The 22116-nt window shown below is 68.4% G+C and carries 20 protein-coding genes; 12 read left to right on the top strand and 8 right to left on the bottom strand.

Annotation, left to right across the window (positions count from 1 at the left end; all coding sequences use genetic code 11):
• The first annotated feature begins 30 nt into the window (after positions 1–30).
• Complete coding sequence (locus AC1DU4_RS03500; protein ID WP_477837718.1) at positions 31–867, top strand: mycofactocin-coupled SDR family oxidoreductase; 837 nt, start codon at positions 31–33, stop codon at positions 865–867.
• Positions 864–2330: an MFS transporter gene (locus AC1DU4_RS03505; RefSeq protein ID WP_477837693.1), complete on the top strand. Its 1467-nt coding sequence runs from the start codon at positions 864–866 to the stop codon at positions 2328–2330. Before AC1DU4_RS03500 ends, AC1DU4_RS03505 begins: the two co-directional genes overlap by 4 nt.
• Positions 2331–2402: 72 nt before the next feature.
• On the opposite strand, the gene AC1DU4_RS03510 is transcribed toward AC1DU4_RS03505, so the two are convergent.
• From AC1DU4_RS03510 to kstD, 3 genes are all read right to left on the bottom strand, one after another.
• Positions 2403–4208, bottom strand: coding sequence for a cholesterol oxidase substrate-binding domain-containing protein (locus AC1DU4_RS03510; RefSeq protein WP_477837694.1), 1806 nt, complete (start codon positions 4206–4208; stop codon positions 2403–2405).
• Between the two features lie 94 nt (positions 4209–4302).
• The gene (locus AC1DU4_RS03515; protein WP_477837695.1) at positions 4303–5163 is read right to left on the bottom strand and encodes a MaoC/PaaZ C-terminal domain-containing protein; all 861 of its coding nucleotides are present in this window, start codon (positions 5161–5163) and stop codon (positions 4303–4305) included.
• An 11-nt stretch (positions 5164–5174) separates the two neighbouring features.
• On the bottom strand, positions 5175–6905 hold the full coding sequence (gene kstD, locus AC1DU4_RS03520) for a 3-oxosteroid 1-dehydrogenase (RefSeq protein WP_477837696.1): 1731 nt from the start codon (positions 6903–6905) through the stop codon (positions 5175–5177).
• A 145-nt stretch (positions 6906–7050) separates the two neighbouring features.
• Between kstD and AC1DU4_RS03525 the strand changes: the two genes are divergently transcribed.
• From AC1DU4_RS03525 to dmpG, 4 genes are read left to right on the top strand one after another with little or no spacing between them, the layout of a single operon-like run.
• On the top strand, positions 7051–8670 hold the full coding sequence (locus AC1DU4_RS03525; protein WP_477837697.1) for an FAD-binding protein: 1620 nt from the start codon (positions 7051–7053) through the stop codon (positions 8668–8670).
• 24 nt (positions 8671–8694) lie between these two features.
• Positions 8695–9480 (top strand): 2-keto-4-pentenoate hydratase, encoded by a 786-nt coding sequence (locus AC1DU4_RS03530; RefSeq protein WP_477837698.1) that lies wholly within the window; start codon positions 8695–8697, stop codon positions 9478–9480.
• 12 nt (positions 9481–9492) lie between these two features.
• Positions 9493–10395, top strand: a complete 903-nt coding sequence (locus tag AC1DU4_RS03535) for an acetaldehyde dehydrogenase (acetylating) (protein WP_477837699.1) — start codon at positions 9493–9495, stop codon at positions 10393–10395.
• A gap of 5 nt (positions 10396–10400) precedes the next feature.
• Positions 10401–11483, top strand: a complete 1083-nt coding sequence (dmpG, locus tag AC1DU4_RS03540) for a 4-hydroxy-2-oxovalerate aldolase (RefSeq protein ID WP_477837700.1) — start codon at positions 10401–10403, stop codon at positions 11481–11483.
• A 71-nt stretch (positions 11484–11554) separates the two neighbouring features.
• Here dmpG and AC1DU4_RS03545 read toward each other — a convergent pair whose 3' ends face one another.
• Together AC1DU4_RS03545 and AC1DU4_RS03550 are read right to left on the bottom strand one after the other, a co-directional pair.
• Positions 11555–11893 carry a hypothetical protein gene (locus AC1DU4_RS03545; protein ID WP_072843181.1) on the bottom strand — a complete coding sequence of 113 codons (339 nt, stop codon included), beginning with the start codon at positions 11891–11893 and terminating at the stop codon, positions 11555–11557.
• Positions 11890–13062 carry a 3-ketosteroid-9-alpha-monooxygenase, oxygenase component gene (locus AC1DU4_RS03550; RefSeq protein ID WP_477837701.1) on the bottom strand — a complete coding sequence of 391 codons (1173 nt, stop codon included), beginning with the start codon at positions 13060–13062 and terminating at the stop codon, positions 11890–11892. Before AC1DU4_RS03550 ends, AC1DU4_RS03545 begins: the two co-directional genes overlap by 4 nt.
• Positions 13063–13262: 200 nt before the next feature.
• Here AC1DU4_RS03550 and hsaA point away from each other — a divergent pair, with 200 nt between their 5' ends.
• From hsaA to AC1DU4_RS03575, 5 genes are all read left to right on the top strand, one after another.
• Complete coding sequence (gene hsaA / locus AC1DU4_RS03555) at positions 13263–14438, top strand: 3-hydroxy-9,10-secoandrosta-1,3,5(10)-triene-9,17-dione monooxygenase oxygenase subunit (protein WP_072843179.1); 1176 nt, start codon at positions 13263–13265, stop codon at positions 14436–14438.
• Positions 14439–14448: 10 nt separating this feature from the next.
• A complete protein-coding gene (gene hsaD, locus AC1DU4_RS03560; RefSeq protein WP_477837702.1) occupies positions 14449–15330 on the top strand; it encodes a 4,5:9,10-diseco-3-hydroxy-5,9,17-trioxoandrosta-1(10),2-diene-4-oate hydrolase in 882 nt (293 codons plus the stop codon).
• Positions 15330–16229, top strand: coding sequence for an iron-dependent extradiol dioxygenase HsaC (gene hsaC / locus AC1DU4_RS03565; protein ID WP_477837703.1), 900 nt, complete (start codon positions 15330–15332; stop codon positions 16227–16229). Before hsaD ends, hsaC begins: the two co-directional genes overlap by 1 nt.
• Entirely contained in the window at positions 16230–16814 is a 585-nt protein-coding gene (gene hsaB, locus AC1DU4_RS03570) for a 3-hydroxy-9,10-secoandrosta-1,3,5(10)-triene-9,17-dione monooxygenase reductase subunit (RefSeq protein ID WP_477837704.1), read from the top strand.
• 80 nt (positions 16815–16894) lie between these two features.
• The gene (locus tag AC1DU4_RS03575) at positions 16895–17701 is read left to right on the top strand and encodes a hypothetical protein (protein ID WP_477837705.1); all 807 of its coding nucleotides are present in this window, start codon (positions 16895–16897) and stop codon (positions 17699–17701) included.
• Between the two features lie 119 nt (positions 17702–17820).
• Here AC1DU4_RS03575 and AC1DU4_RS03580 read toward each other — a convergent pair whose 3' ends face one another.
• Positions 17821–19878: a neutral/alkaline ceramidase gene (locus AC1DU4_RS03580; protein WP_477837706.1), complete on the bottom strand. Its 2058-nt coding sequence runs from the start codon at positions 19876–19878 to the stop codon at positions 17821–17823.
• Between the two features lie 330 nt (positions 19879–20208).
• On the opposite strand from AC1DU4_RS03580, the gene AC1DU4_RS03585 reads away from it, so the two are divergent.
• Positions 20209–20652, top strand: coding sequence for an SRPBCC family protein (locus AC1DU4_RS03585; protein WP_477837707.1), 444 nt, complete (start codon positions 20209–20211; stop codon positions 20650–20652).
• Positions 20653–20674: 22 nt separating this feature from the next.
• Here AC1DU4_RS03585 and AC1DU4_RS03590 read toward each other — a convergent pair whose 3' ends face one another.
• Together AC1DU4_RS03590 and AC1DU4_RS03595 are read right to left on the bottom strand one after the other, a co-directional pair.
• Positions 20675–21403 carry an acetoacetate decarboxylase family protein gene (locus tag AC1DU4_RS03590; RefSeq protein ID WP_477837708.1) on the bottom strand — a complete coding sequence of 243 codons (729 nt, stop codon included), beginning with the start codon at positions 21401–21403 and terminating at the stop codon, positions 20675–20677.
• Between the two features lie 114 nt (positions 21404–21517).
• Positions 21518–22024: a nuclear transport factor 2 family protein gene (locus AC1DU4_RS03595; RefSeq protein ID WP_477837709.1), complete on the bottom strand. Its 507-nt coding sequence runs from the start codon at positions 22022–22024 to the stop codon at positions 21518–21520.
• Positions 22025–22116: the final 92 nt, after the last annotated feature.

Here is a 22116-nt window from a genome sequence, read left to right on the forward strand (position 1 = left end):
GACGAATTCGACGCGAGGGAGTGCAGCACGATGGACGATTTCGAGGGCAAGGTCGCACTGGTCACCGGGGGTGCCCGCGGACAGGGCCGCTCGCACGCGGTGGCCTTCGCGGAGCGCGGGGCCGATGTGGTGATCTGCGACCGGTGCGAGGACAACGACTCGGTGTTCTACCCGCTCGCCACCGAGGACGATCTCGCGGAGACGGTCCGGCTCGTCGAGGCCACCGGCCGGCGCTGCATTGCGGTCAAGGCCGACACCGGCGATCGGGCGGCGATGGACGCCCTCGTGGCCCGTGCCGAGTCCGAGTTCGGTCGCGTCGACGTCGCGGTCGCCAATGCGGGGGTGTCCGTCGCGGCTCCGGTGCAGTCGATGACCTCGGCCCAGTGGAACGAGGTCATCAACTCGAACCTGACCGGAGTGTTCAACACGCTCGGGGCGGTCTCACCCGGCATGATCGAGCGCGGCTACGGCCGGATCGTCACCATCTCGTCGATGCTCGGCCGAGCGGGCAACACCAACATGGTGGCCTACGCCGCGTCCAAGTGGGGCGTGATCGGGATGACCAAGAGCGCGGCCCTGGACCTGGCAAAGTTCGGCATCACCGTCAATGCGATTGCCCCGGGCAACATCTCGACGCCGATGATCCACAACGACGCGCTCTACTCGCTGATGCGGCCGGACCTGGACGCGCCGACCATGGACGACGTCGCGCCGGTGTTCGAGAGCCTGCACGCCCAGCCGGTGCCGTGGCTCGACCCGTTCGAGATCACCCGCGCGGTGCTGTTCTTCGCCGCCGAGGCGAGCGCCCACATCAGCGGGACCGTGCTGCCGATCGACGCGGGCAACGCCGCCCGCGTCACCGGGTGAGCGCGGGGGAGACCACCGCACCCGAGGCCGGCGCTGCCGGGACGGTCCAGGCGCCGGTCGCGGAGTCGGTGATTCAGGATCCGGCACGTGCGCGACGCGTCGTGGCGGTCCTGAGTCTCAGTGGCGTCCTGGTTTCGCTCCAGCAGACGCTGGTGGTGCCCATTCTCCCCGATTTCGCCGTTGCGCTGAATGTCTCGTCCGCCACCGCGTCGTGGATGGTCACCGCGACCCTGCTGACGAGCGCGGTGGCGACGCCGCTCATCGGACGCCTCGCCGACATGTTCGGCAAGCGGTCGATGATGCTGGTGTGCCTGGCCGTGATGGTGCTCGGCTCGGCGGTCGCAGCGCTCGGCCAGGTGTTCCCGGTGGTGGTCGCGGGGCGCGTCATGCAGGGATTCGCGATGGCGCTGCTACCGGTGGGCATCAGCCTCATGCGCGACGTGCTGCCGCGCGAGCGACTCGGCGGGGCGGTGGCACTGATGAGCGCCACCCTGGGGATCGGCGGGATGATCGGGATGCCCCTGGCCGGTGTCATCTACGAACACCTCGGCTGGGAGGCGCTGTTCTGGGTCAGCGGCGCGGGCGGTCTGCTGCTGGCGGCGTTGCTGCTCGCCGTCGTCCCGGAGTCCGCGGTCCGCTCACAGGGCCGGTTCGACTTCGCGGGCGCGTTCCTGCTGACCGCGGCCCTGACCGGACTGCTGCTCGCGGTCTCCAAGGGTGGCGAGTGGGGCTGGACCGGCACCAGCACGCTCACGTGTGCGGCGGTCGGCCTCGCCGCGTTGGCCGCGTGGATACCGCTCGAGTTGCGGATCCGGGAGCCTCTGGTGGACCTGCGGACCACCGTGCTGCGTCCGGTGCTGGTTTCCAACATCTGTGCGGTCCTGCTCGGGTTCGCGATGTTCCTCAGCGCCTACACTGCCACCCAGGAGTTGCAGGCGCCGATCGAATCCGGTTACGGGCCCGGACTTTCCGAGACCCAGGCCGGCCTGGCCATGCTGCCGGGCGGGCTGCTGATGGTCCTGCTGGCGCCCCTCTCGGCCCGGATGTCCCGACGGCACGGAGCCCAGGCAACCCTGATGGTGGGCGCCGTCGCGATCGCGGTGGGCTACGCGGTGCGCGCGGTGCTCGGGTCCGCGGTCCTCAACGTCACCGTCAGCGCGGCGATCATCTCGGGCGGGGTGGCCCTGGCCCTGGCGGCGATGCCGGTGCTGATCACGGAGGCCGCACCGGCGGACCAGACCGCCTCGGCCAACGGGGTGAACAGCCTGCTGCGCTCCGTCGGCACCTCCACCGCCAGCGCGGTGGGTGCGGCGGTGCTCGCGACGTCCACGGTCACGGCGGCCGGTGTCACGGTGCCCACCATCGGCGCCTTCAACCTGCTCTACTGGCTGGGGGCAGTGGTTTCGCTTGCCGCCGTGGCGGTCACGCTCTGTGTGCCGGCGCGTGCGCGCGTTCGGACCTGATGGCGCACCGGACAAGAGACGAGCGCCCCCCGCGCCGCGTGACGCGGTGGGAGGGGCGCTCGTTCGGTCCGGCTACGGCAGCAGCTGGTCCATGAAGGTGTTGCTGTAGACGCGGTGCGGATCGATGGCGTTGAACGCCGCGCGGGCGGTGTCCCAGTTGTCCGATCCCGGCAGGCCGTCCCGGTAGCTCCTCGGCAGGTCGTTCGAGATGATCGCCCCGTCGGTGTACGGCTTCTCCGGTCCGAATGCCCAGCCCTTCGACCACTCGGGACGGAAGACCGCGTCCGCGCCGGCGTAGTGCCCGCGCATCCACTGCTCCATCTCGCGGTAGAACGCGAACATGCCGGGGGTGCCGGGCACACCGAGCACGTTCAGCCAGATCGCGGTGTCCCACTCGGGATGGTCGTCACGCACCCGCATCGCCGAGATGGTCGGGGCGCCGGCGGCCGGTACCAGCAGGTCCTCGACCTGATCCATGCCGCAGCAACGGATCTCGACGGGGCCGTTGAGCGGGAACTTGCCCTGCGACTCGTAGAACTTGATGCGCCCGTTGTACCACTGGGTGAAGTCGTGGATGACCTGGCCGATGTTCGCCCGGTTGGTGACGACGGCGCCGCCGCCCTCCGTCAGCCGCAGCGTGGTGGCCTTGATGTAGAACTGGACGTCCTTCGACCAGCCCCAGATGTCCTTGGTGTTGGTCGACGACAGGCCCGCGACGGTGGCCGAGTACATGCCCTGGCCGAACATCGGGGCGATGCCCGGCAGTCCCGCGTTGAGCCCGCCGAGCAGGTCGGTCAGCGGCTCCGGCAGGTTGTCCGAGAACGTGTAGCAGTACGGCTCCGTGATCTCCCTCGAGCTGGCCGGCTTCGTCGGGGCCACCGACCACACCTTCAGCCACGGCTTGTCGGTGAACGGGTACCAGATGGCCTCCACGCCACCGGACTTGGCGACGTAGGACTCGAAGGTGCGGCCCTCGGCGCCCTTGGGGCCGAACATCTCCTCCCAGCCGATGTCGGTGAACGACTCGCAGCGCATCCGGAAGTTCGGGCCGGCCTGCAGGGTCACCGAGGTGATGAAGGTACGGCCCAGGTTGGTCAGCAGCGGGTTGATCGCCGGGTCGCTGCGATCGTAGGTGCGCAGCGCGTACTCGGTGCCGTTCCACGCCACCACGGTCAGCGAGGTGACCAGGTTCGACAGCGAACCGTAGGTGTGGCCGGGGGTGGTGGCCTGGCCGTCGGCGGGCAGTGCCGCGCCATGGGCGTCCACGGCGAGGCAACCGGCGACGGTGAGCACACCAGGCGCCGGCAGGTTGGCGATACCGAGACCCTGCTCCTGCAGTGCCGAGGTGATCTGGTACAGCGTCGCGCCGGGGCCGGCGGTGACGGTGTCCGGCGAACCCTTGTGCACGGCAACGCCGCCGAGGTGCTTGATGGTGTCGACGAGGATGACCTTGTCCACCGACTCGCCGTTCACGACGGTGAGCGGGGTCCAGCCGTGCATGGCGCCGCGGGGGCGCAGCTTGTAGTCCTTGGCGTGGGCCCAGTTGGTCAGCCGCACGACGTCGTCGGCGTTCTTCGGGAATGCGATCAGCGTCTTGTCCAGAATGATCTCCTTGGACCAGTTCTGGTACGCCTGCTGGGCCAGGTCGATGCCTTCGGGGAAGTCCGGGGGCGCGGGGAGGTCGGCGGCCGAACCGGAAGCGGATCCCGAGAGGACAGAGGAACCCGAGGCCGTCGAACCCGCGGAACCCTGGGTACGGACGGGGACGGCGTGGACGGGAGTCCACGCGCCGAGGGTCGAGACTGCGAGGGCCCCCGCACCTGCAGTGAGGAAGCCTCGCCTGGACAGGCCGGCCCGGTCATCGTGAGATGCAGACATGCGTCTACTCCGTTGTGGTGGTAGGTATTCGAGGGGGTTGTGCTGTTGTCTTGAAACTTGTGAGCGGCCGGTGAGGGCCGCGGGTGTTCAAAAGTCAGGCGAGGGTCAGGACGACATCCGCGAGGGCAGGCGAGTCGTCGCGATCCGGCACGGTGGCCGAGATCAGCAGACGTCCCGCATCCTCCCAGATGCGAACCCGGAGGCTCTCGCCCGGATAGACCACACCGGCGAACCTGGCCCGGTAGCCCTTGACCCGTGTTGCGTCGGACTCGAGGGCCACGTCGACAGCCGCCTTGCACACCATCCCGTAGGTGCACAGTCCATGAAGGATAGGTGCCGGGAAGCCTGCGGCGGACGCGAATTCGGGATCCGAGTGCAACGGGTTCCGGTCACCGCACATCCGGTACAGCAACGCCTGCTGCGGCAGGATCGGTACGGAGGTCTCGAAGTCCGGCGCCCGGTCCGGAAGCGCGACGGACTCGGACGGGCCGCGCTCGCCGCCGAAGCCGCCCTCGCCGCGCGCGAAGATCGACGAGCGGGCGGTCCACAGCGGATTCCCGTCCAGATCGGTGGTGGTGGACTCCTGAACGATGACCGCGGCCTTGCCCTTGTCCCACACCTCGGAGATCCGGGTCGTGGTGCGTGCGCTTCCCTCAGCCGGGATCGGCCGGTGCACGGTCACCTCCTGGCTCCCGTGCACCACCTTCGCGAGGTCGATCTCCACGCCGGGGAAGGACACCTTCGGTGCCTCGGTGGCATGGATGTTGGCCACCACGGTGGCGAAGGTCGGGAGCACCTGCGGCTTGCCGTCGGTGAGGTAGCGCAGTTCTCGGGCGTCGAGCGGGCGGGCGCCCGCGCCGATGCCGAGGTGGTAGAGCTGCACGTCCGAACTGGTCCAGGTGAACTCCTGGACCGGAAGCTCGGCGCCGATCGCAATGTTCGGGTCGATGGGCAACTGCGGGCCTCTCAGTTCGAGTTGGTTGCGGCGGAGGGCGACTCGGCCTCGGTGCCCGCGGCGGCGACGGCTCCGGACTTGGCGCGCCGGGCGATGTCGAGGACGGCCAGGTAGCCGAAGGTCATCGCGGGTCCGATGGTCGCGCCGGGGCCGGCGTAGGTGTGGCCCATCACCGGTGCGCTGGCGTTGCCGGCGGCGTAGAGACCCTCGATCCAGGTGCCGTCCTCGCGCAGGGCGCGGCCGTCGACGTCGGTGCAGATGCCGCCCTTGGTGCCCAGGTCGCCCGGGACCATCTTGATCGCGTAGAAGGGAGCCTTGCTCACCTCGCCGAGACTCGGGTTCTTCAGTCGCGGGTCGCCGTAGTACTGGTCGTACCCGCTGTCGCCACGGCCGAAGTCCTCGTCCTTGCCGTTGCGCGCAAATCCGTTGAAGCGCTCCACCGTCGAGGTGAGCGCCTCGACCGGGAGACCGGTCTTCTCGGCGAGCTCGGCGATGGTGCCCGCCTTGACCACGACGCCGGCCTTGAGCCAGCGGCCGGGGAAGGGGGTGCGGGGGGTGATGCCCGCGAAGGTGTAGCGGTTGCGGTAACGCTGGTCCAGGATCATCCAGGTCGGGATGTTCTCACCCGGGCCCTCGCCCTGCCCGTACTCGCCGCCGTACATCATGTGCGTGGCCTCGACGTAGGGTGCGGCCTCGTTGCCGAAGCGCTTGCCCGCGGTGTTGACCATCAGGGAGCCGGGCAGGGTCCGCTCGGAGAGGGCGAACCACGGGCCGCCGGTCAGCGGGATGGACGGGCCCCACCAGGCGTCGTCCATGAAGTCGACTGCCGCGCCGAGCTTCTGGCCGGCGACGATGCCGTCACCGGTGTTGGCCTTGGCGCCGACGGTCCACTCGGTGCCGATCGGCCCGCGCTGGTACTTCTTGCGCATCTCGTCGTTGTGCTCGAAGCCGCCGGAGCCGAGCACGACGCCGTGACGGGCGCGGATGACCTGCTCCTCGCCGTCGACGAGCACCTTCACGCCGCGGACGGCGCCGTCCTCCGTGTACAGCTCGGTCAGCGGGGTGTTCAGCAGGATCGGCACGCCCGCGTCGCGCAGGCCGATCCGCATGCCGGCGACCAGGGCCTGTCCGCGGACCAGCAGGTCCTTGCCGGTGGCCTTTGCGGCCAGGAACCGCATGCCGACCTTCATCGCGCGCACGGGGCCGCGGCGGTTGCGCATCAACAGGTTCAGCCACTTGTAGTCGGCCTGGGTGATGACGAAGTTCTTGGGAGCCTTGACGTAGTCGGGCTCGAGGTTCTTGCGGTCGTCGCCGAGCTTGTTGCCGTCGAACGGCGTGGGCTCGACGGAGCGTCCGCCGACCCGTCCGCCGGGGGCCTCGGGGTAGTAGTCGGAGTAGCCGGGCACCCACTGCAGCTCCAGCGCGCTGTTCTTCAGCACGAAGGAGAGCATCTCCGGACCGCGGTCCAGGTAGGTGTCGATGCGCTCGGGGGCGACGACGTCGCCGATGATGCTGTGCAGGTACTCGCGGGCGGCCGCCGGGGTGTCGGTGACCCCGTCCGCCTGCAGCGCCTCGTTGTTGGGGATCCACACCCCGCCACCGGATCGAGCGGTGGATCCGCCGTAGTGGGCGGCCTTCTCGACGATGACCACGCTCAGGCCCTGATGGGCCGCGGTCAGTGCCGCGGTCATGCCCGCGGCGCCACTTCCGACAACGACGACGTCGTATTCCTGCTTGCTCATGTAGAACACGTTATAGAATGATGGCCGGTATCGTCCATCCTTTCTGCCAGGAAGTATTCCTGAACTCGGACGATCCGATCAGAACTCAAACGAAAACACGTTGCAGTGACGAAAATTCGTTGCAGTGACGAGAGGGCGGTGCGCAGTGGCCTGGGACTTTTCCGCGGACGTCGTGGTGGTCGGAACCGGTGTGGCGGGGATTTCCGCGGCGCTGGAGGCGCTCGACGCGGGTGCGGAGGTGCTCGCCCTCGACAGGTGCAGCGGAGGCGGCGCCAGCACCATCTCCGGCGGCATCGTCTACGCAGGTGGCGGTACGTCGGTGCAGCGCGCGGCCGGGATCGATGACACCGCCGACGCGATGTTCGCCTACCTGAGCAGGGAGGTCGGCGACGCGGTCCGGCCCGAGACGCTGCGCCGGTTCTGCGACGAGAGCCCCGCGATGATCGACTGGCTGGCCGCCAACGGGGTGCCGTTCGAGGCGTCGCTGTGCCCGTACAAGACGTCGTACCCCACGGACAAGTACTACCTCTACTACTCGGGCAGTGAGGCCGCAGGCGGATTCCGCGACGCGGCCGCGCCCGCGCCGCGTGGACACCGGGCCAAGGGCAAGGGCACGTCCGGCAAGATGCTCTACCAGCCTCTGGTCGACTCCGCGCTGGCCAAGGGGCTACGGCTCGTGCAGCAGACCCGCGCGGTCCGCTTGCTGACAGACGACGCAGGCGCAGTCATCGGCGTCGAATGCATGAGCCTGCGCGACGCGCCCGCCGCGGTGCGGGCCTCGCACGCCCGGCTGTCGGCGCTGTCGGCCAAGCCCGGCATCTACTACCCGCCGATGCGCAAGATCCTGCAGAAACGCGTGGAGCGGATCGAGGCCCGCTATGCCCGGCCCATCCGGGTGCAGGCCCGCTCGGGTGTGATCGTCAGTGCCGGCGGCTTCATCGCCAACCGTTCGATGCTCGCCGAGCATGCCCCGCGGTACCGCGGCGGACTGGCTCTCGGCACGGCCGCAGACGACGGCAGCGGCATCTTCCTCGGCACCGACGTCGGCGGTGCCACCGCCAAGATGTCCAACATCTCGGCGTGGCGGTTCATCGTCCCGACGAGCGCGTTCCTCGGGTCCCTGCTGGTGGACCGGCGGGGGGAGCGGATGGTCGACGAGTCGCGGTACGGCGCCGCACTGGGTCACGCGATGATTGCCGAGCGTGAGGGGCAGGGCTGGCTGGTCGCGGACGCCGACCTCGTCGCGGAGGCTCGCACCCAGTTGCGCAGTCAGACCAACTGGTTCCAGCGGATCCAGGCGGAGACACTGCTCCGGCTGGACCACACCACCGGTCGCACCCTCGCCGAGGTCGCAGCCAAGGTCGGGGTCGACCCGGCCGGTCTGGCCGCGACCGTCGCCGCGCACAACGAGGCGATCGAGACCGGCGCGGGCGATCCGATGGGCAAGCCCGACGACTTCCGCCGGCCGGTTCGCACCGGACCCTTCTCGATGTTCGACGTCTCGCTGAAGAAGAGCCTGACCAACCCGCTGCCGATGATCACCCTCGGTGGGCTCGTCGTCGACGAGGAGTCCGGGGCGGTGATCACCGCCGACGGTGCTGCGATCGACGGCTTGTACGCGGCCGGTCGCACCGCGGTGGGGATTTGCTCGAATTCCTACGTGAGCGGGCTCTCGCTTGCAGACTGTGTGTTCTCCGGCCGTCGCGCCGCCGCGCACGCCGCGCGTCGCGGGTCCATTCGGTCCGGAGTCGTCTCGACGACATAGTCCGCACCGAAGGGAAACCGGCCCATGCTTTCGACCGAATCGCGTTTCGAGATTGCGGACCGGCTGCATGCCGCGGAGAAGGGGTTCGCCCCGATCGACCCGTTGTCGGCGCGCTACCCCGACATCGACATGGTCGACGCGTACGAGATCCAGCTGCTCAACGTCCGCCGCCGGGTCCTGGCAGGGGAGCGGGTGATCGGGCACAAGGTGGGGCTGACGGCCAAGGCGATGCAGGAGATGCTCGGGGTCGACGAGCCCGACTACGGGCACCTCTTCGACACCTGCGAGCTGCGCGAGGACGAGCCCGTCGCCTGCTCGCGCTTCCTGCTGCCCCGCGTGGAGATGGAGGTCAGCTTCATTCTCGGTGCCGACCTGCCCGGTTTCGGATGTACCGTTGAGGACGTGCTGGCCGCAACGGAATTTGTGGTCCCGTCCATCGAGCTGATCGACACTCGGATCAAGGACTGGAAGATCGATCTGGTCGACACCGTGTCCGACAACGCCTCGTACGCGGGCCACGCGATCGGTGCCGGGCGAGTCCGCCCCGGCGACATCGATCTCACCGCCATCGACGCGACGCTCAGCATCAACGGCGACCGTGTCGCCGAGGGTTGCAGTGATGCGGTACTCGGGCATCCGGCCAGGGCGGTGGCCTGGCTGGCGCGCACTGTCGACAGCTTCGGGGTGCGACTGACGGCGGGAGACGTCGTGCTGCCGGGTTCGTGCACCCGTGCCGTCGACGTTCGTCCGGGAGACCAGGTCAAGGCCGAATTCGGTGGGCTCGGTTCGGTATCTCTCCAGTTCACATAGGAGTTGGTTTCGATGGCCACAGCGAGTGTCGCGATTGTGGGGTCGGGCAACATCGGCACCGACCTGCTCTACAAGCTGCAGCGTTCGCAATGTCTCGAGCCTCGCTGGATGATCGGTGTCGACCCGGGGAGCGAAGGCCTGGCCCGGGCCCGCCAGCTGGGGCTGGAGACCTCCGCTGGCGGCATCGACTGGTTGTTGAGCCAGTCCGAGAAGCCGGACCTGGTCTTCGAGGCGACGTCCGCGCACGTGCATCGGGACGCGGCGCCCCGCTACGCGGCCGCCGGCATCCGGGCGATCGATCTCACCCCCGCCGCGGTCGGGCCGCCCGTCGTGCCGCCCGCGAACCTGCGCGAGCACCTGGATGCGCCGAACGTCAACATGATCACCTGCGGCGGTCAGGCCACCATCCCGATCGTCCACGCGGTCTCGCGGGTGGTCGACGTGGTGTACGCGGAGATCGTCGCCTCGGTGGCGTCGCTCTCGGCCGGCCCGGGCACCCGCGCGAACATCGACGAGTTCACCAAGACGACCAGCCTCGGTGTCGAGGTGATCGGGGGCGCCCGCAAGGGCAAGGCGATCATCATCCTGAACCCGGCGGATCCGCCGATGATCATGCGCGACACCATCTTCTGCGCGATCCCGGAAGAGGCGGACCACGCGGTGATCGCCGAGTCCATCCACCGGATGGTCGCGGACGTCCAGCAGTACGTGCCCGGGTACCGCCTGCTCAACGAGCCACAGTTCGACGAGCCGAGCCTCGTCTCCGGCGGGCACGCGACGGTCACCACGTTCGTGGAGGTCGAGGGCGCGGGCGACTTCCTGCCGCCGTACGCGGGCAACCTCGACATCATGACCGCGGCGGCAACCAGGGTGGGCGAGGAGATCGCCCAGAGGCTTCTCGGCGTCGAGGCGTGAGGGACATGACCAAGAGCGAAGCGGCACGGCAAGGCACCGTTCATTTCAACGGAATCCACTTCGACAGCTCGTGGGACATCCGGGTCACCGACACCTCCCTGCGGGACGGCTCGCACCACAAGCGACACCAGTTCACCGGCGACGAGGTGCGCGCGATCGTCGGGGCGCTCGACAACGCCGGCGTCCCCGTCATCGAGGTGACGCACGGCGACGGCCTCGGGGGATCGTCGTTCAACTACGGCTTCTCCAGGGTTCCCGAGCAGGAACTCATCAAGATCGCGGTGGACACCGCGAAGCAGGCCAAGATCGCCTTCCTCATGCTGCCCGGACTGGGCATCAGGGAGGACATCATCGAGGCGCAGGACAACGGCGCGTCGATCTGCCGGATCGCCACGCACTGCACCGAGGCGGACGTCTCGATCCAGCACTTCGGGCTGGCGCGTGAGCGAGGCCTCGAGACCGTCGGGTTCCTGATGATGGCGCACTCGACGACGCCGGAGAAGCTCGCCGAGCAGTCCCGGATCATGGCGGACGCCGGCTGCCAGTGCGTGTACGTGGTGGACTCCGCGGGCGCGCTGGTGCTCGAGCAGGTCTCGGACCGCATCGAGGCGCTGGTCCAGGAGCTCGGCAGCGACGCGCAGGTGGGCTTCCACGGCCACGAGAACCTGGGCCTGGGCGTCGCGAACTCGGTCGCGGCGGTGCGGGCGGGCGCGCGTCAGATCGACGGCAGTACCCGGCGGTTCGGCGCGGGTGCGGGCAACGCCCCGGTCGAGGCGCTGGTCGGGGTCTTCGACAAGATCGGCGTCAAGACCGGCATCGACTTCTTCGCGATCGCCGACGCCGCCGAGGACGTGGTCCGCCCGGCGATGCCGCAGGAGTGTCTGCTCGACCGGCAGGCTCTGATGATGGGCTATGCCGGGGTGTACTCGAGCTTCCTCAAGCACGCCGAACGGCAGGCGCAGCGGTACGGGGTCTCCGCGGCCGAGCTGTTGGTGCGGGCCGGCAAGCGCAAGCTGGTCGGCGGCCAGGAGGACCAGCTGATCGACATCGCGCTCGAGTTGCAACGTGAGGCTGCTGCTGCCCGCTAGGCCTGGGCCCGGTAAGCGCAACGAGGAAGGGGCGCACATCCAACGGATGTGCGCCCCTTCTCGTTGTACTGCTACTCGGTTGCGTCGCGGATCTCGACGATGCCCTCCATCACGGCATGGTCGATGCTGCTGATCAGGCGCGGGCAGGTCTGCATCGACCCGGTGCGCCCGCCGGCGCCGGCGAACTCAGGGCACGCCTCCGTGGGATTGGCCTGCCACTGGATGCTGGTGTGCCTGACGCTGTTCTTACGGACGAGTACGCAGGTACCGCAGGCGCGGCACTCCACCTCTTGCAGCCCCTGCTCGAGGTAGGTGTGGTGGTCGACGACAGTCTGCGCACGGACGGCCTCGACCAGGGCCGGGCTGGAAGCGTAGTTCGGGGCCTTGGCCCAGGTCGAGGTCATCGTCATACGCCCGTCTTGTTCTCGGCCGCGGCCTTCTCCTCGGCCTTGCGGGCGAGGTTCGCGTCGACCTCACGCTGCCACGCCTCGACAGCCCTGGTGGTGTCGATCTCGAACTCGAACCGCTGCGTCATCTTCTCGTCGATGTCGGCGACGTCGACGTAGAACTGCTCGTACCAACGACGCAGCTGGTAGACCGGGCCGTCCTCTTCGCAGAGCAGCGGGTTCTCGATCTTGGTCTTGTTCTTCCAGATCTCGACGTCCTGCTCGAAGCCCATTGCGACGCCCTCGGTGAACTTGCGCGCCAGCTTGTTGCTGGTGGCGTCGTCGAGGCCCTTCGGCTTCTCCACGCTCACGCCGTACATGAGCATGAAGGAGTCCTGCGTGATCGGGTAGTGGCAGTTGATCAGGACGCTCTCGACCTTGTAACCGCTGTAGTTGTTGTGCAGCCAGTTGACCATGTACGACGGGCCGAAGTACGACGCCTCCGAGTCCAGCACGGACTCGCCGTACTGGGTGCCCATGTCGCCCACGTCCGGACGGCCGTGGTTCTGCAGGTACTGGGACGCGACGTGGCCCTCGAAGACGTTCTTGAAGTACTTCGGGAATCCGTAGTGGACGTAGAAGAAGTGCGCCATGTCCACGACGTTGTCGACGATCTCGCGGCAGTTGGAGCCGTTCACCACGATCCGGTTCCACCGCCAGTCGGTCCACTCGTCGGTGAGAACCTCCGGCAGCTCGGGGATCGTGACGTCCTCCGGCGGCGGGTTGCCTTCGGGGTCGTGCCAGACGAACAGCTGCTTGTTGCGCTGCAGCGTGGTCCACGAGCGGGTACGCGCGAGCGGCGGAACACGCCGGGCGTAAGGGATTCCGGTGCACTTGCCGTTGCCGCCCCAGCGCCAGTCGTGGAACGGGCAGGCGACCGAGTCGTCCTTGATGGTGCCCTGACTGAGGTCGCCGCCCATGTGCCGGCAGTACCCGTCGAGGACGTTCAGCTTGCCCTCGCTGTCGGCGAAGACGACGAGCTTCGTGCCGAACGCTTCCACCGAGTGCGGCTTGCCGTCCAGAAACTCGCTTTCGAGGCCGATGCAGTGCCAGCCGCGGGCGAACCGCGTCGGGGTGCTGCCCACATCGATCTCACGAACGCCCTTGCCGGATGCGCCGCTTCTGTCGGTCATCTGTGCCCTCACATCCCTTCGGTCTTGTTACTAGAACACGTTATAGAACTTGTGTCGGTTTTGCCAGACATTGAGGACAGTTGGCGCAGTCAGGGACTTTCCCTCCGGTAGGCCCGTATCTGCTCGACATGAATGGGAACGTGTTCTAGTCTCAGGTGAAAGTGAACCTCCGAGCCGCACTACACATGAGGGAGTGACCAGTGGGTGAGCACGACAGCCGCGTGGTGATCGAGAAGCTGAACGAGCTTCTGCCGACCCTGCGCGAGCGCGCACAGGAGACCGAGGATCTTCGTCGAATTCCCGACGATTCGATCAAGGCCCTTCAGGAGGCCGGCTTCTTCCGTCTTCTGCAGCCCGCCCAGTGGGGCGGCTACGAGGCGAGCCCGGTGGAGTTCTACACCGCGGTCCGCAACATCGCGAGCGCATGCGGCTCGACCGGCTGGGTGGCCGGCATCATCGGCGTGCACAACTGGCACCTCGCGCTGTTCTCGCAGCAGGCGCAGGAGGACGTGTGGGGAGTGGACCGTGACGTCCGGATCTCGTCCTCGTACGCACCGATGGGCGCGGGCACCGCGGTCGACGGCGGGTACCAGGTCTCCGGTGCGTGGGCCTGGTCCTCCGGTTGTGACCACGCCGACTGGGTCGTCGTGGGTGGACCGGTCATCAAGGACGGCCGCCCGGTCGACTTCGGCAGCTTCCTGATCCCGCGCTCGGACTACGAGATCGACGACGTCTGGAACGTCGTCGGCCTGCGCGGCACCGGCAGCAACACGGTCGTCGTCAAGGACGTGTTCGTGCCGCGGCACCGCTTCCTGAGCTTCAAGGCGATGAGCGACCTGACCGCGCCCGGCCTCGAGAACAACACCGCCCCGGTCTACAAGATGCCGTGGGGCACGATCCACCCCACCACCATCTCGACGCCGATCGTCGGCATGGCCTACGGCGCCTACGACGCGCACGTCGAGCACCAGGGCAAGCGAGTGCGGGCCGCGTACGCCGGCGAGAAGGCCAAGGACGACCCGTTCGCCAAGGTCCGGATCGCGGAGGCGTCCAGCGACATCGACGCCGCGTGGCGTCAGCTGCTGGGCAACGTCGCCGACGAGTACGAGTTGCTGCTCGCGGGCAAGGAGGTGCCGATCGAACTGCGCCTGCGTGCCCGACGCGACCAGGTCCGCGCCACCGGTCGTGCGATCGCCTCGATCGACCTGCTCTTCGAGAACTCCGGTGCGACGGCGCTGCAGAACGGCACCCCGATCCAGCGCTTCTGGCGCGACGCGCACGCCGGCCGCGTGCACGCCGCCAACGACGCCGAGCGCGCGTACGTGATGTTCGGTGGCGCCGARTTCGGTCTGCCGCTCACGGACACGATGGTCTAGGGGACCGCTGATGACAGTGACCGAAACCCCCGAGTACACCTACGAGTCGACCTCGCGCTTCGCCCAGGTCCGTCCGGACCTGAAGCTGCACTACCACGAGGCCGGCGTCGGCAACGGCCCGACGATCGTGCTGCTGCACGGCGGCGGACCCGGCGCCTCGTCCTGGTCGAACTTCGCCAAGAACATCCCGGTGCTGGCGCAGCAGTTCCACGTGCTGGCGGTGGATCAGCCCGGCTACGGCCAGTCGGACAAGCCGGTCGATCACCCGCAGTACTTCGTGCACAGCTCCTCCGCGCTCAACGACCTGCTCGACACGCTGCAGATCGAGGGCCGGGTGCACCTGCTGGGCAACTCGCTCGGTGGCGGTGCGGCCGTGCGGTTCGCACTCGACTACCCGGAGCGCGCCGGCAAGCTGGTGCTGATGGGCCCCGGTGGGCTGAGCGTCAACCTGTTCGCGCCGGACCCCACCGAGGGCGTCAAGAACCTCGGCAAGTTCAGCTACCAGCCGACCCGCGAGAACCTCGAGGCGTTCCTGCGGATCATGGTGTTCGACCAGTCGCTCATCACCCCCGAGCTGGTCGAGGAGCGCTTCGCTGCCGCCAGCACCCCGGAGTCGCTGGCCGCGGCCAAGGCGATGGGGAAGTCCTTCTCCAGCGCGGACTTCGAGCTCGGCATGCTCTGGCGCGAGGCCTACAAGCTGCGCCAGCGGGTGCTGCTGATCTGGGGCCGCGAGGACCGGGTCAACCCGCTCGACGGTGCGCTGGTGGCGCTCAAGATGATCCCGCGCGCGCAGCTGCACGTGTTCGGCGGCTGTGGCCACTGGGCGCAGCTCGAGAAGTTCGACGAGTTCAACCGACTGGCCGGCGACTTCCTACTCGAGGGAGGCAAGTGATGGGTATTCGTTCGCTCGCGTACATGCGCATCGAGGCCACCGACATGGCGGCCTGGCGCGAGTACGGACTGAAGATCCTCGGCATGGTCGAGGGCAAGGGCACCAACCCGGACGCCCTGTACCTGCGGATGGACGACTTCCCGGCTCGACTGGTGATCGTGCCGGGCGAGAAGGACCGCCTGCAGGTCTCCGGCTGGGAGACCGCCAACGCCGCTGAGCTGCAGGACATCCGGGACCGGCTGTCCGGGGCGGGGGTGCCGTTCAAGGAGGGCACCGCCGACCAGTTGCAGGACCGTCGTGTCGTCGAGATGATCGCGTTCGAGGACACCTCCGGCAACACGCTCGAGGTGTTCCACGGCGCGGCGCTCGAGCACCGTCGGATCGTCAGTCCGTACGGCCACAAGTTCGTCACCGGCGAGCAGGGTCTCGGGCACGTCGTGCTCACCACCAACGACGACGACGCGTCGCTGCGGTTCTACCGTGACGTGCTCGGCTTCAAGCTGCGCGACTCGATGCGACTGCCTCCGCAGATGGTGGGCCGGYCCGCGGACGGGGAGCCCGCCTGGCTGCGCTTCCTCGGCTGCAACCCCCGGCACCACAGCCTCGCGTTCCTGCCGATGCCGAACCCGACCGGCATCGTGCACCTCATGGTGGAGGTGGAGAACTCCGACGACGTCGGACTCTGCCTGGACCGGGCGATGCGCAAGAAGGTCAAGATGTCCGCCAGCCTCGGCCGGCACGTCAACGACCTGATGCTGTCCTTCTACATGAAGACCCCGGGCGGGTTCGACATCGAATTCGGTTGCGAAGGACGCGAAGTCGAAGACGACTCCTGGATTGCGCGGGAGAGCACGGCAGTGAGCCTGTGGGGTCACGACTTCACGGTGGGAATGAAGTAGATGGGTTCCCCCGAGGTGGCGCCCGGGACTGCCGCGGAGATCGATCCGCGGCAGTTCCGCACGGTGCTCGGCCAGTTCTGCACCGGCGTCACGATCATCACCACGGTGGACGAGGGCGAACCCGTAGGGTTCGCCTGCCAGTCCTTCGCGGCGTTGTCGTTGGATCCGCCGCTGGTGCTGTTCTGCCCGACCAAGGGTTCGCGTTCCTGGGCGGCGATCGAACGCAGTGGCACGTTCTGCGTCAACGTCCTCGCCGAGGAGCAGCAGTCGGTGTGCGCACGCTTCGGCTCGCGTGAACCGGACAAGTTCGCAGGGATCGACTGGACGGCTTCACCTCTGGGGTCGCCGATCATCGACAAGTCGTTGGCTCACATCGACTGCACCGTGGAGACCGTGCACGACGGCGGCGACCACTTCGTGGTGTTCGGTCGGGTGCATTCGATGAGTGAGATCAAGACCGAGCGGCCGCTGCTGTTCTATCGTGGGCAGTACACCGGAATCGAGCCGGACAAGACGGTGCCTGCACCGTGGCGTGACGATCTCGAGGCATTCCTGACCACGACAACAGAGGACACCTGGCTCTAGGAGTTCCACCGAGGAAGGTGTCCTCTCGCACCAGAAGGACGGACACTTCAGTGCATGATCCGCGCGCCATGAGACATCGAGTGATCTTGGCGCAGGCGGTGATCGGGGTGCTTGCAATTCCCGTCGCGCTGACCGCGCCCGCTGCCGCCCAACCGGCAGCGGGCGCGGTGCATTCGGGGGTTGTGCAGGCCCGTTCGTGCGCCAACCTGGGCGTCACCATCCCCCTGAGCCCGGAGCAGGCCGGCCGCGCCAGGGCGGTGCTCCCGGAGGGTTTCGCCCTCGCAGCGCTGCCCACGATGCTCGTCGAGACCTCGACCTGCGAGGGGGCGAGCGTGAACGACACCGAGATCGGGTCGTTCCACCTCTCCGAGGCCGCACTTTCCGTCGAGCCCCCGCGGGCCGTCAGCTCACCGCGACTGGGCGAGGTGATGGCCGAGAACATCTACATGCTCTCCCAGTTGGATACGAACACGGTTCTGTCCGAGTACAAGTCGGGCCTCGGATATCGGTCGGAGGTCACCGACATCGCGCTTGACCTCGGCGCACCCGACGCGATCGGGCGCCAGGCGTCCGCCTCGGCGGGCGGCACCATCGCGCCGACCACGGCGACCGCACAGTTGACGCCGTCGCTGCTGCCGGATGCGGTGCGCGTCCCGAATCCCGGCATCGTCTACAAGCTGTGGACCCGAGACAGCCAGGGCCGCAACGTGGTCACCACGAACGCCAACATGACGATCAACCGTCCGGCCGCGGGGGTCGGGACCGTCACGGTGGCGGAGGGCACGGTGCTGCACCGGATCCTCGGCAGTGACACCGCAACCGGTGTCGCCTTCTCCGGTCAGGCGGAGAGGTTCGTCAACGACACGTTCGTCTTCCCTGCGGGGTAGCGCGCGGATCGATTGCCCACCAACCCCGAAGGGCCCCTGCGATGCAGGGGCCCTTCGGGATTCGCGGGGCACCCGCGGGCGTCAGGGTTCGGACGCCGACGGTGCCCCGAGGTCGCGGCCTACCCGACGGTGAACTCGCCGGAGACGCCGCTGAACGACGACACCGTCCCGGATCGGTCCTTCTGGTCGCCGAAGAGCTGAACCCGGTAGGTGCCCGCCTCCGTGTCGGCCGGGACGTCCCAGGTGATCCGGGCGACCGAGCCGTGCTGGCCCTCGCGGCGCCAGCGGTACTTGGTGGACCAGGAACCGTCGTCGGCCACCCGCACCCAGTCCGCACCCTCGCGCCGCTGGATCTCGAGGAAGGTGCCGTTGCGGCGCTGGTTGTTCTTCGGGTGCCCGGTGACGAACTCGACGGCCACCTCGGTGCCGGGCGCCGCATGCGCGGCGGGCGGCACCAGCACGTCACCGTAGGCGTGACCGGCCACCGGCTCGTCGAGGTCGACGTACTGCACGGCACCGGGCTGGACCGCCGAGAGGTCTCGGGGAGCGGGTCCGCGCGGTACCTGGGCGCCGGTGCGCAGCGCGGCCGCGAGCGCGGCGTAGCCCTGCTGGTAGGCCGGCAGCGTGTACCTGCCGAACAGCGTGGAGCCGCCCTCGTACTGCTGGGAGTCGTACTCCTCCGGGGTGGTGCAGTAGCTCGAGTAGGAGTTGGCGTAGCCCTGGAAGATCACGTTCTCCAGCGGGACCCCGAGTTCCTCGGCGACCGTCCGGCGGATCCGCAGCCCCGAGACGATGGTGTACTCGGCCGGTCCGCCGACCACGTAGACGTCGCCGATCCGGATGATCTGGATCTTGAGCACGTGCGGGACCCAGCCGTCCGGGGGCAGCAGCCCGACCGGGACCACCACCAGCTTCGGCGCCTGCGCGTCCGCGAGCCACTGCGGGGTCGGCATGTCGGTGCCGCCGAACGCGTCGATGATCGGGTTGCGGGTGCCCTCGGGGAAGATCGGGATGGCCGGGCCGTCCTCGGTGCTGCCGGCGGCCATGGCTGCGCCGATGCAGGCGGGGGAGGTGCTCTGCGGGGTGCCGTCCGGGGTGAACCGGCCGTCGACGCGCTGAGCGGCCATGTCCAGGTACATCATCCGGCTGTCCACGGTGAGCTTCGACAGGGGTGCCGCGTCGCGGAAGGCGGTACGCGCCGCCGCCAGCTGGCGCTCGCCGATTATCCGGGCATTCTCGAACTCGTCGTCGGTCGGACCGTGTCCGGGCTCGAGGTCGAGGTTCGGGGACATGTCGCCGGCATTGGTCTGGGGGAAGCATGCGACGAAGTCCGGGGCGCCGGCGAGGTAGTCGACGCCGGCGACGTCGTGCTCCCAGAAGTAGGCGGCTGCACCCTTGTTGTCGCCGGAGATGAGCAGGTTCTCGTTTGTCAGCGACGCGCAGTGGGTGGGGAACCAGGCGATGCCGCCGACGTTGGTGTCGGCCTGACTGATTCGGAGCACCCGCATCGCGGTGTCGATGCCCAGAGGGTAGTAGTCCTTGTCCGCCTGCGGGTTCCGGTCGAAGGCGGCACGGGAGCGGTTGACCGAGGCGTCGGCGAGCGTGCTGCGGCCGTACGCGAGTGCGCCCGGGGCGAGGTTCTCGTGTGCGGCGGCGACGGCCTCGACGATGCCGTCGACCTCGGCCTGGAAGGCCAGCGGCTGGAACCCGAGGGTGGCCAGGCTGTAGGCGTAGTCGTGACTCGAACCGCCGCAGGCCGCGTGCGAGTGCACGGCGGTGAGCATGACGTTGCGCTCGGTGTAGCGGTCGCCGTAGCGCTCCGCGAGCCGGGCCAGCACGGCGTCGTGCACGGACTGGAAGATCATGCAGGTGTCGGTGCAGGCGTAGACCACCCGGTTGTCCTGGGCGTCGGCGAACACGTATGCGCGCACCCGGGTGCGCTGGTGCAGGCCCTCGGCACGCTGGGAGAACTCGGAGTAGCCCATCATGCCGTTCTCGGCGATGGGGCCGGTGACGTCGGACAGGCCGACGCCGACGCGGAAGCCGCCGGCGGCAGGCGCCGTGCGCGCCCGCTCGGCCGGGCCTTGTTGAGCTGCGGCGGCGTGACCCGCGCTCAGGGCTGCGAGCGCTGGTGCGGCCGCCGCCCCGGCGAGCACGCTGCGTCGACTGATCGTCACCACGGATTCCTTTCGGAGACAGGAGGAGCGCCGAACTGGTCAAGCGTCCAGTGAGACAGCACACACGAATCGGCGCCGGATGGCAAGGGCTGACGACCTTCTGCCGGGCGGTCGATCCGTCTAGGATTGACGGTGCTGAACGAAGTTCGAGGTGAGGAACTCGCCAGCGATCGCCGGACGAGGTGGGGTAGCGGCGACACAGTCGTGCTGTGCCGACTGTTCGGGGGATGAAACTGGCCGGGCTCCGGGTGGGTGGCTGCGCGGACCGTCGCGCGCGACCCGTGCAAGCGCAGCAAGCAGCAGAGCACGACAAGGCAAGGATCGCTGATCATGCCCAAGACACTGAAGACCGAGGAATCGATCGTCATCGAACGTCCGCTGGCGGAGGTGTTCGCCTACCTCTCGAACCCCGAGAACGGGACGGCGTGGAACAGCAACGTCATCGACTACAAAGTGATCTCGGGTACCGCCGATGAAGTCGGTTCTGTGACAGAATTTTCTGCCAAGGTTGCAGGCCTCCGCCTCGAGGCGACGGAGGAGCTCACCACGTACGAGCCCAACAAGCGACTTCAGTGGCGTTCCAAGGAGTCGAGAATCGGCTACACCCGGGAGTTGGACTTCGACAGTGACGGCGACGGCACTCGGGTGACCTTCCTGCAGGAGGCGGAGGCTGGCACAGGCCTGTTCAAGTTCGCCGATCCCATCGTGCAGAGGCTCTACATGCACGATGTCCGGGGCAATCTGGAGAAGGCGAAGACCATCCTCGAGTCCTGACGGGGCGCAGGGTCCCGATTCGTCACACCGTCCGGGCGTCCCCGAACGTCATCTTCAGGTCGGGCATGGACGAGGTCATCATGGCCCGCCGCGGCAGGCCGAGCGTTCGCAGTTCGTCGGCGATCGGGTGGCTGCCCAGATGCAGTTCCGCGCCGCCGATCCGGGACCGGACGCCGCTGGGGTTCATGTCCCACGCGGTGTGCCGGGTGACGCCGTCGAGGTGTGTGTACGCCTCCAACGAGGTGTTGGTCCCGGAACCCGGCAGCGGCACACCCGGTTTGACGGTCAGCCCGGCGATCAGCCTGCCGTCCTGACTGACCGCGGCGCGCTTGACCTTGCCGGTGTGGTCGGCGTCGAAGTCGGCGAGAACCTTGGGGAACCCCCAGATGCCGCGGCCGGCGGCCATGGTGAACTCCCCGTCGACCGGGAGCTGGTGGATGAGGGTGCCCGCCCTGCCCGTCGCCAGGGCCTTGAGGTCCTGCGTCACCGAGCCGCCCCGGACGCGGTGGTCGCGGACCATGAACGCCACGCCGAACTCGTTGTACGGGCCGAGGTCCCCGTCCACGTAGTCGACGAAGACCAGCGCGCAGATGCCGTGGCCGGGCCGGTACTGCAGGACCTCGAGCCCGGTGTGCCCGATCAGGGACTGTGCCGCCCGGGTCGGCACGGAGTACATCGCCATGAAGGCGGACGCCTGGCGGACCTCGACCGGGATCTGGACCTGCCGGCCGAGGATCTCGTGGGAGGTCATGACGCGACCCGCCCGCAGTTCGTGCTCATCGAGACCGGACTCCCTCCGTTGTGCAACCTGTTCTACCACCGGCGGTGGGGTTTGGACAGGCCGTTCGCCTGCCGGGTCGTGTGGTCAGGCGCCCGTGGTGGGCGGAGTGGCCCACATGTGCGAGAGGAGCGTGAAGCTCGGGAGGTCGTCGAGGGAGACGAGCGACTCGTAGATGCGTTGGTACGACGTCTCGGCGATTCGCCAGTGCCCGTCGTCGTCGCGGTGGTACCGGTCGGCGTAGTAGCCGGCGCCGCGGATCACGCTGTTGGCTCCGGGCACGATCACCGTGTCCTCGAAGGCCCACGAGCCGGTCGCGTCGGAGCCGTCCACCGAGATCTCGGGATGGTTGGCGACGTGCACGGTCGTGACCGCGGGACCGAGCGCGTCGCGCATGAATCCGGTGAGGGCCTCTCGGCCCTCGAAGACCAGCGGTTCGGCGAGCGCGTGGGTGCCGTAGTGCGCGACGACGTTCTCCGACAGGGTGTCGGCGAACTCGTCCCACCGTTTCAGATCCAGCGTGCGGAAGTACCGGTATTTGAGCTGCCGCAGCTCGTCGAGTGCACCGAGCTCTTCGAGGGATCGGGGGGTCACTCGCGCAGCTTCTCACACGCGAATACCCGCGGCGGCGACTTCAGCCGATCCCGGTCTCGGCACGCAGAAGGCCGGCCCGGAGTGTCCGGGCC

It is taken from the genome of Rhodococcus sp. P4_F5, from assembly GCF_056401315.1.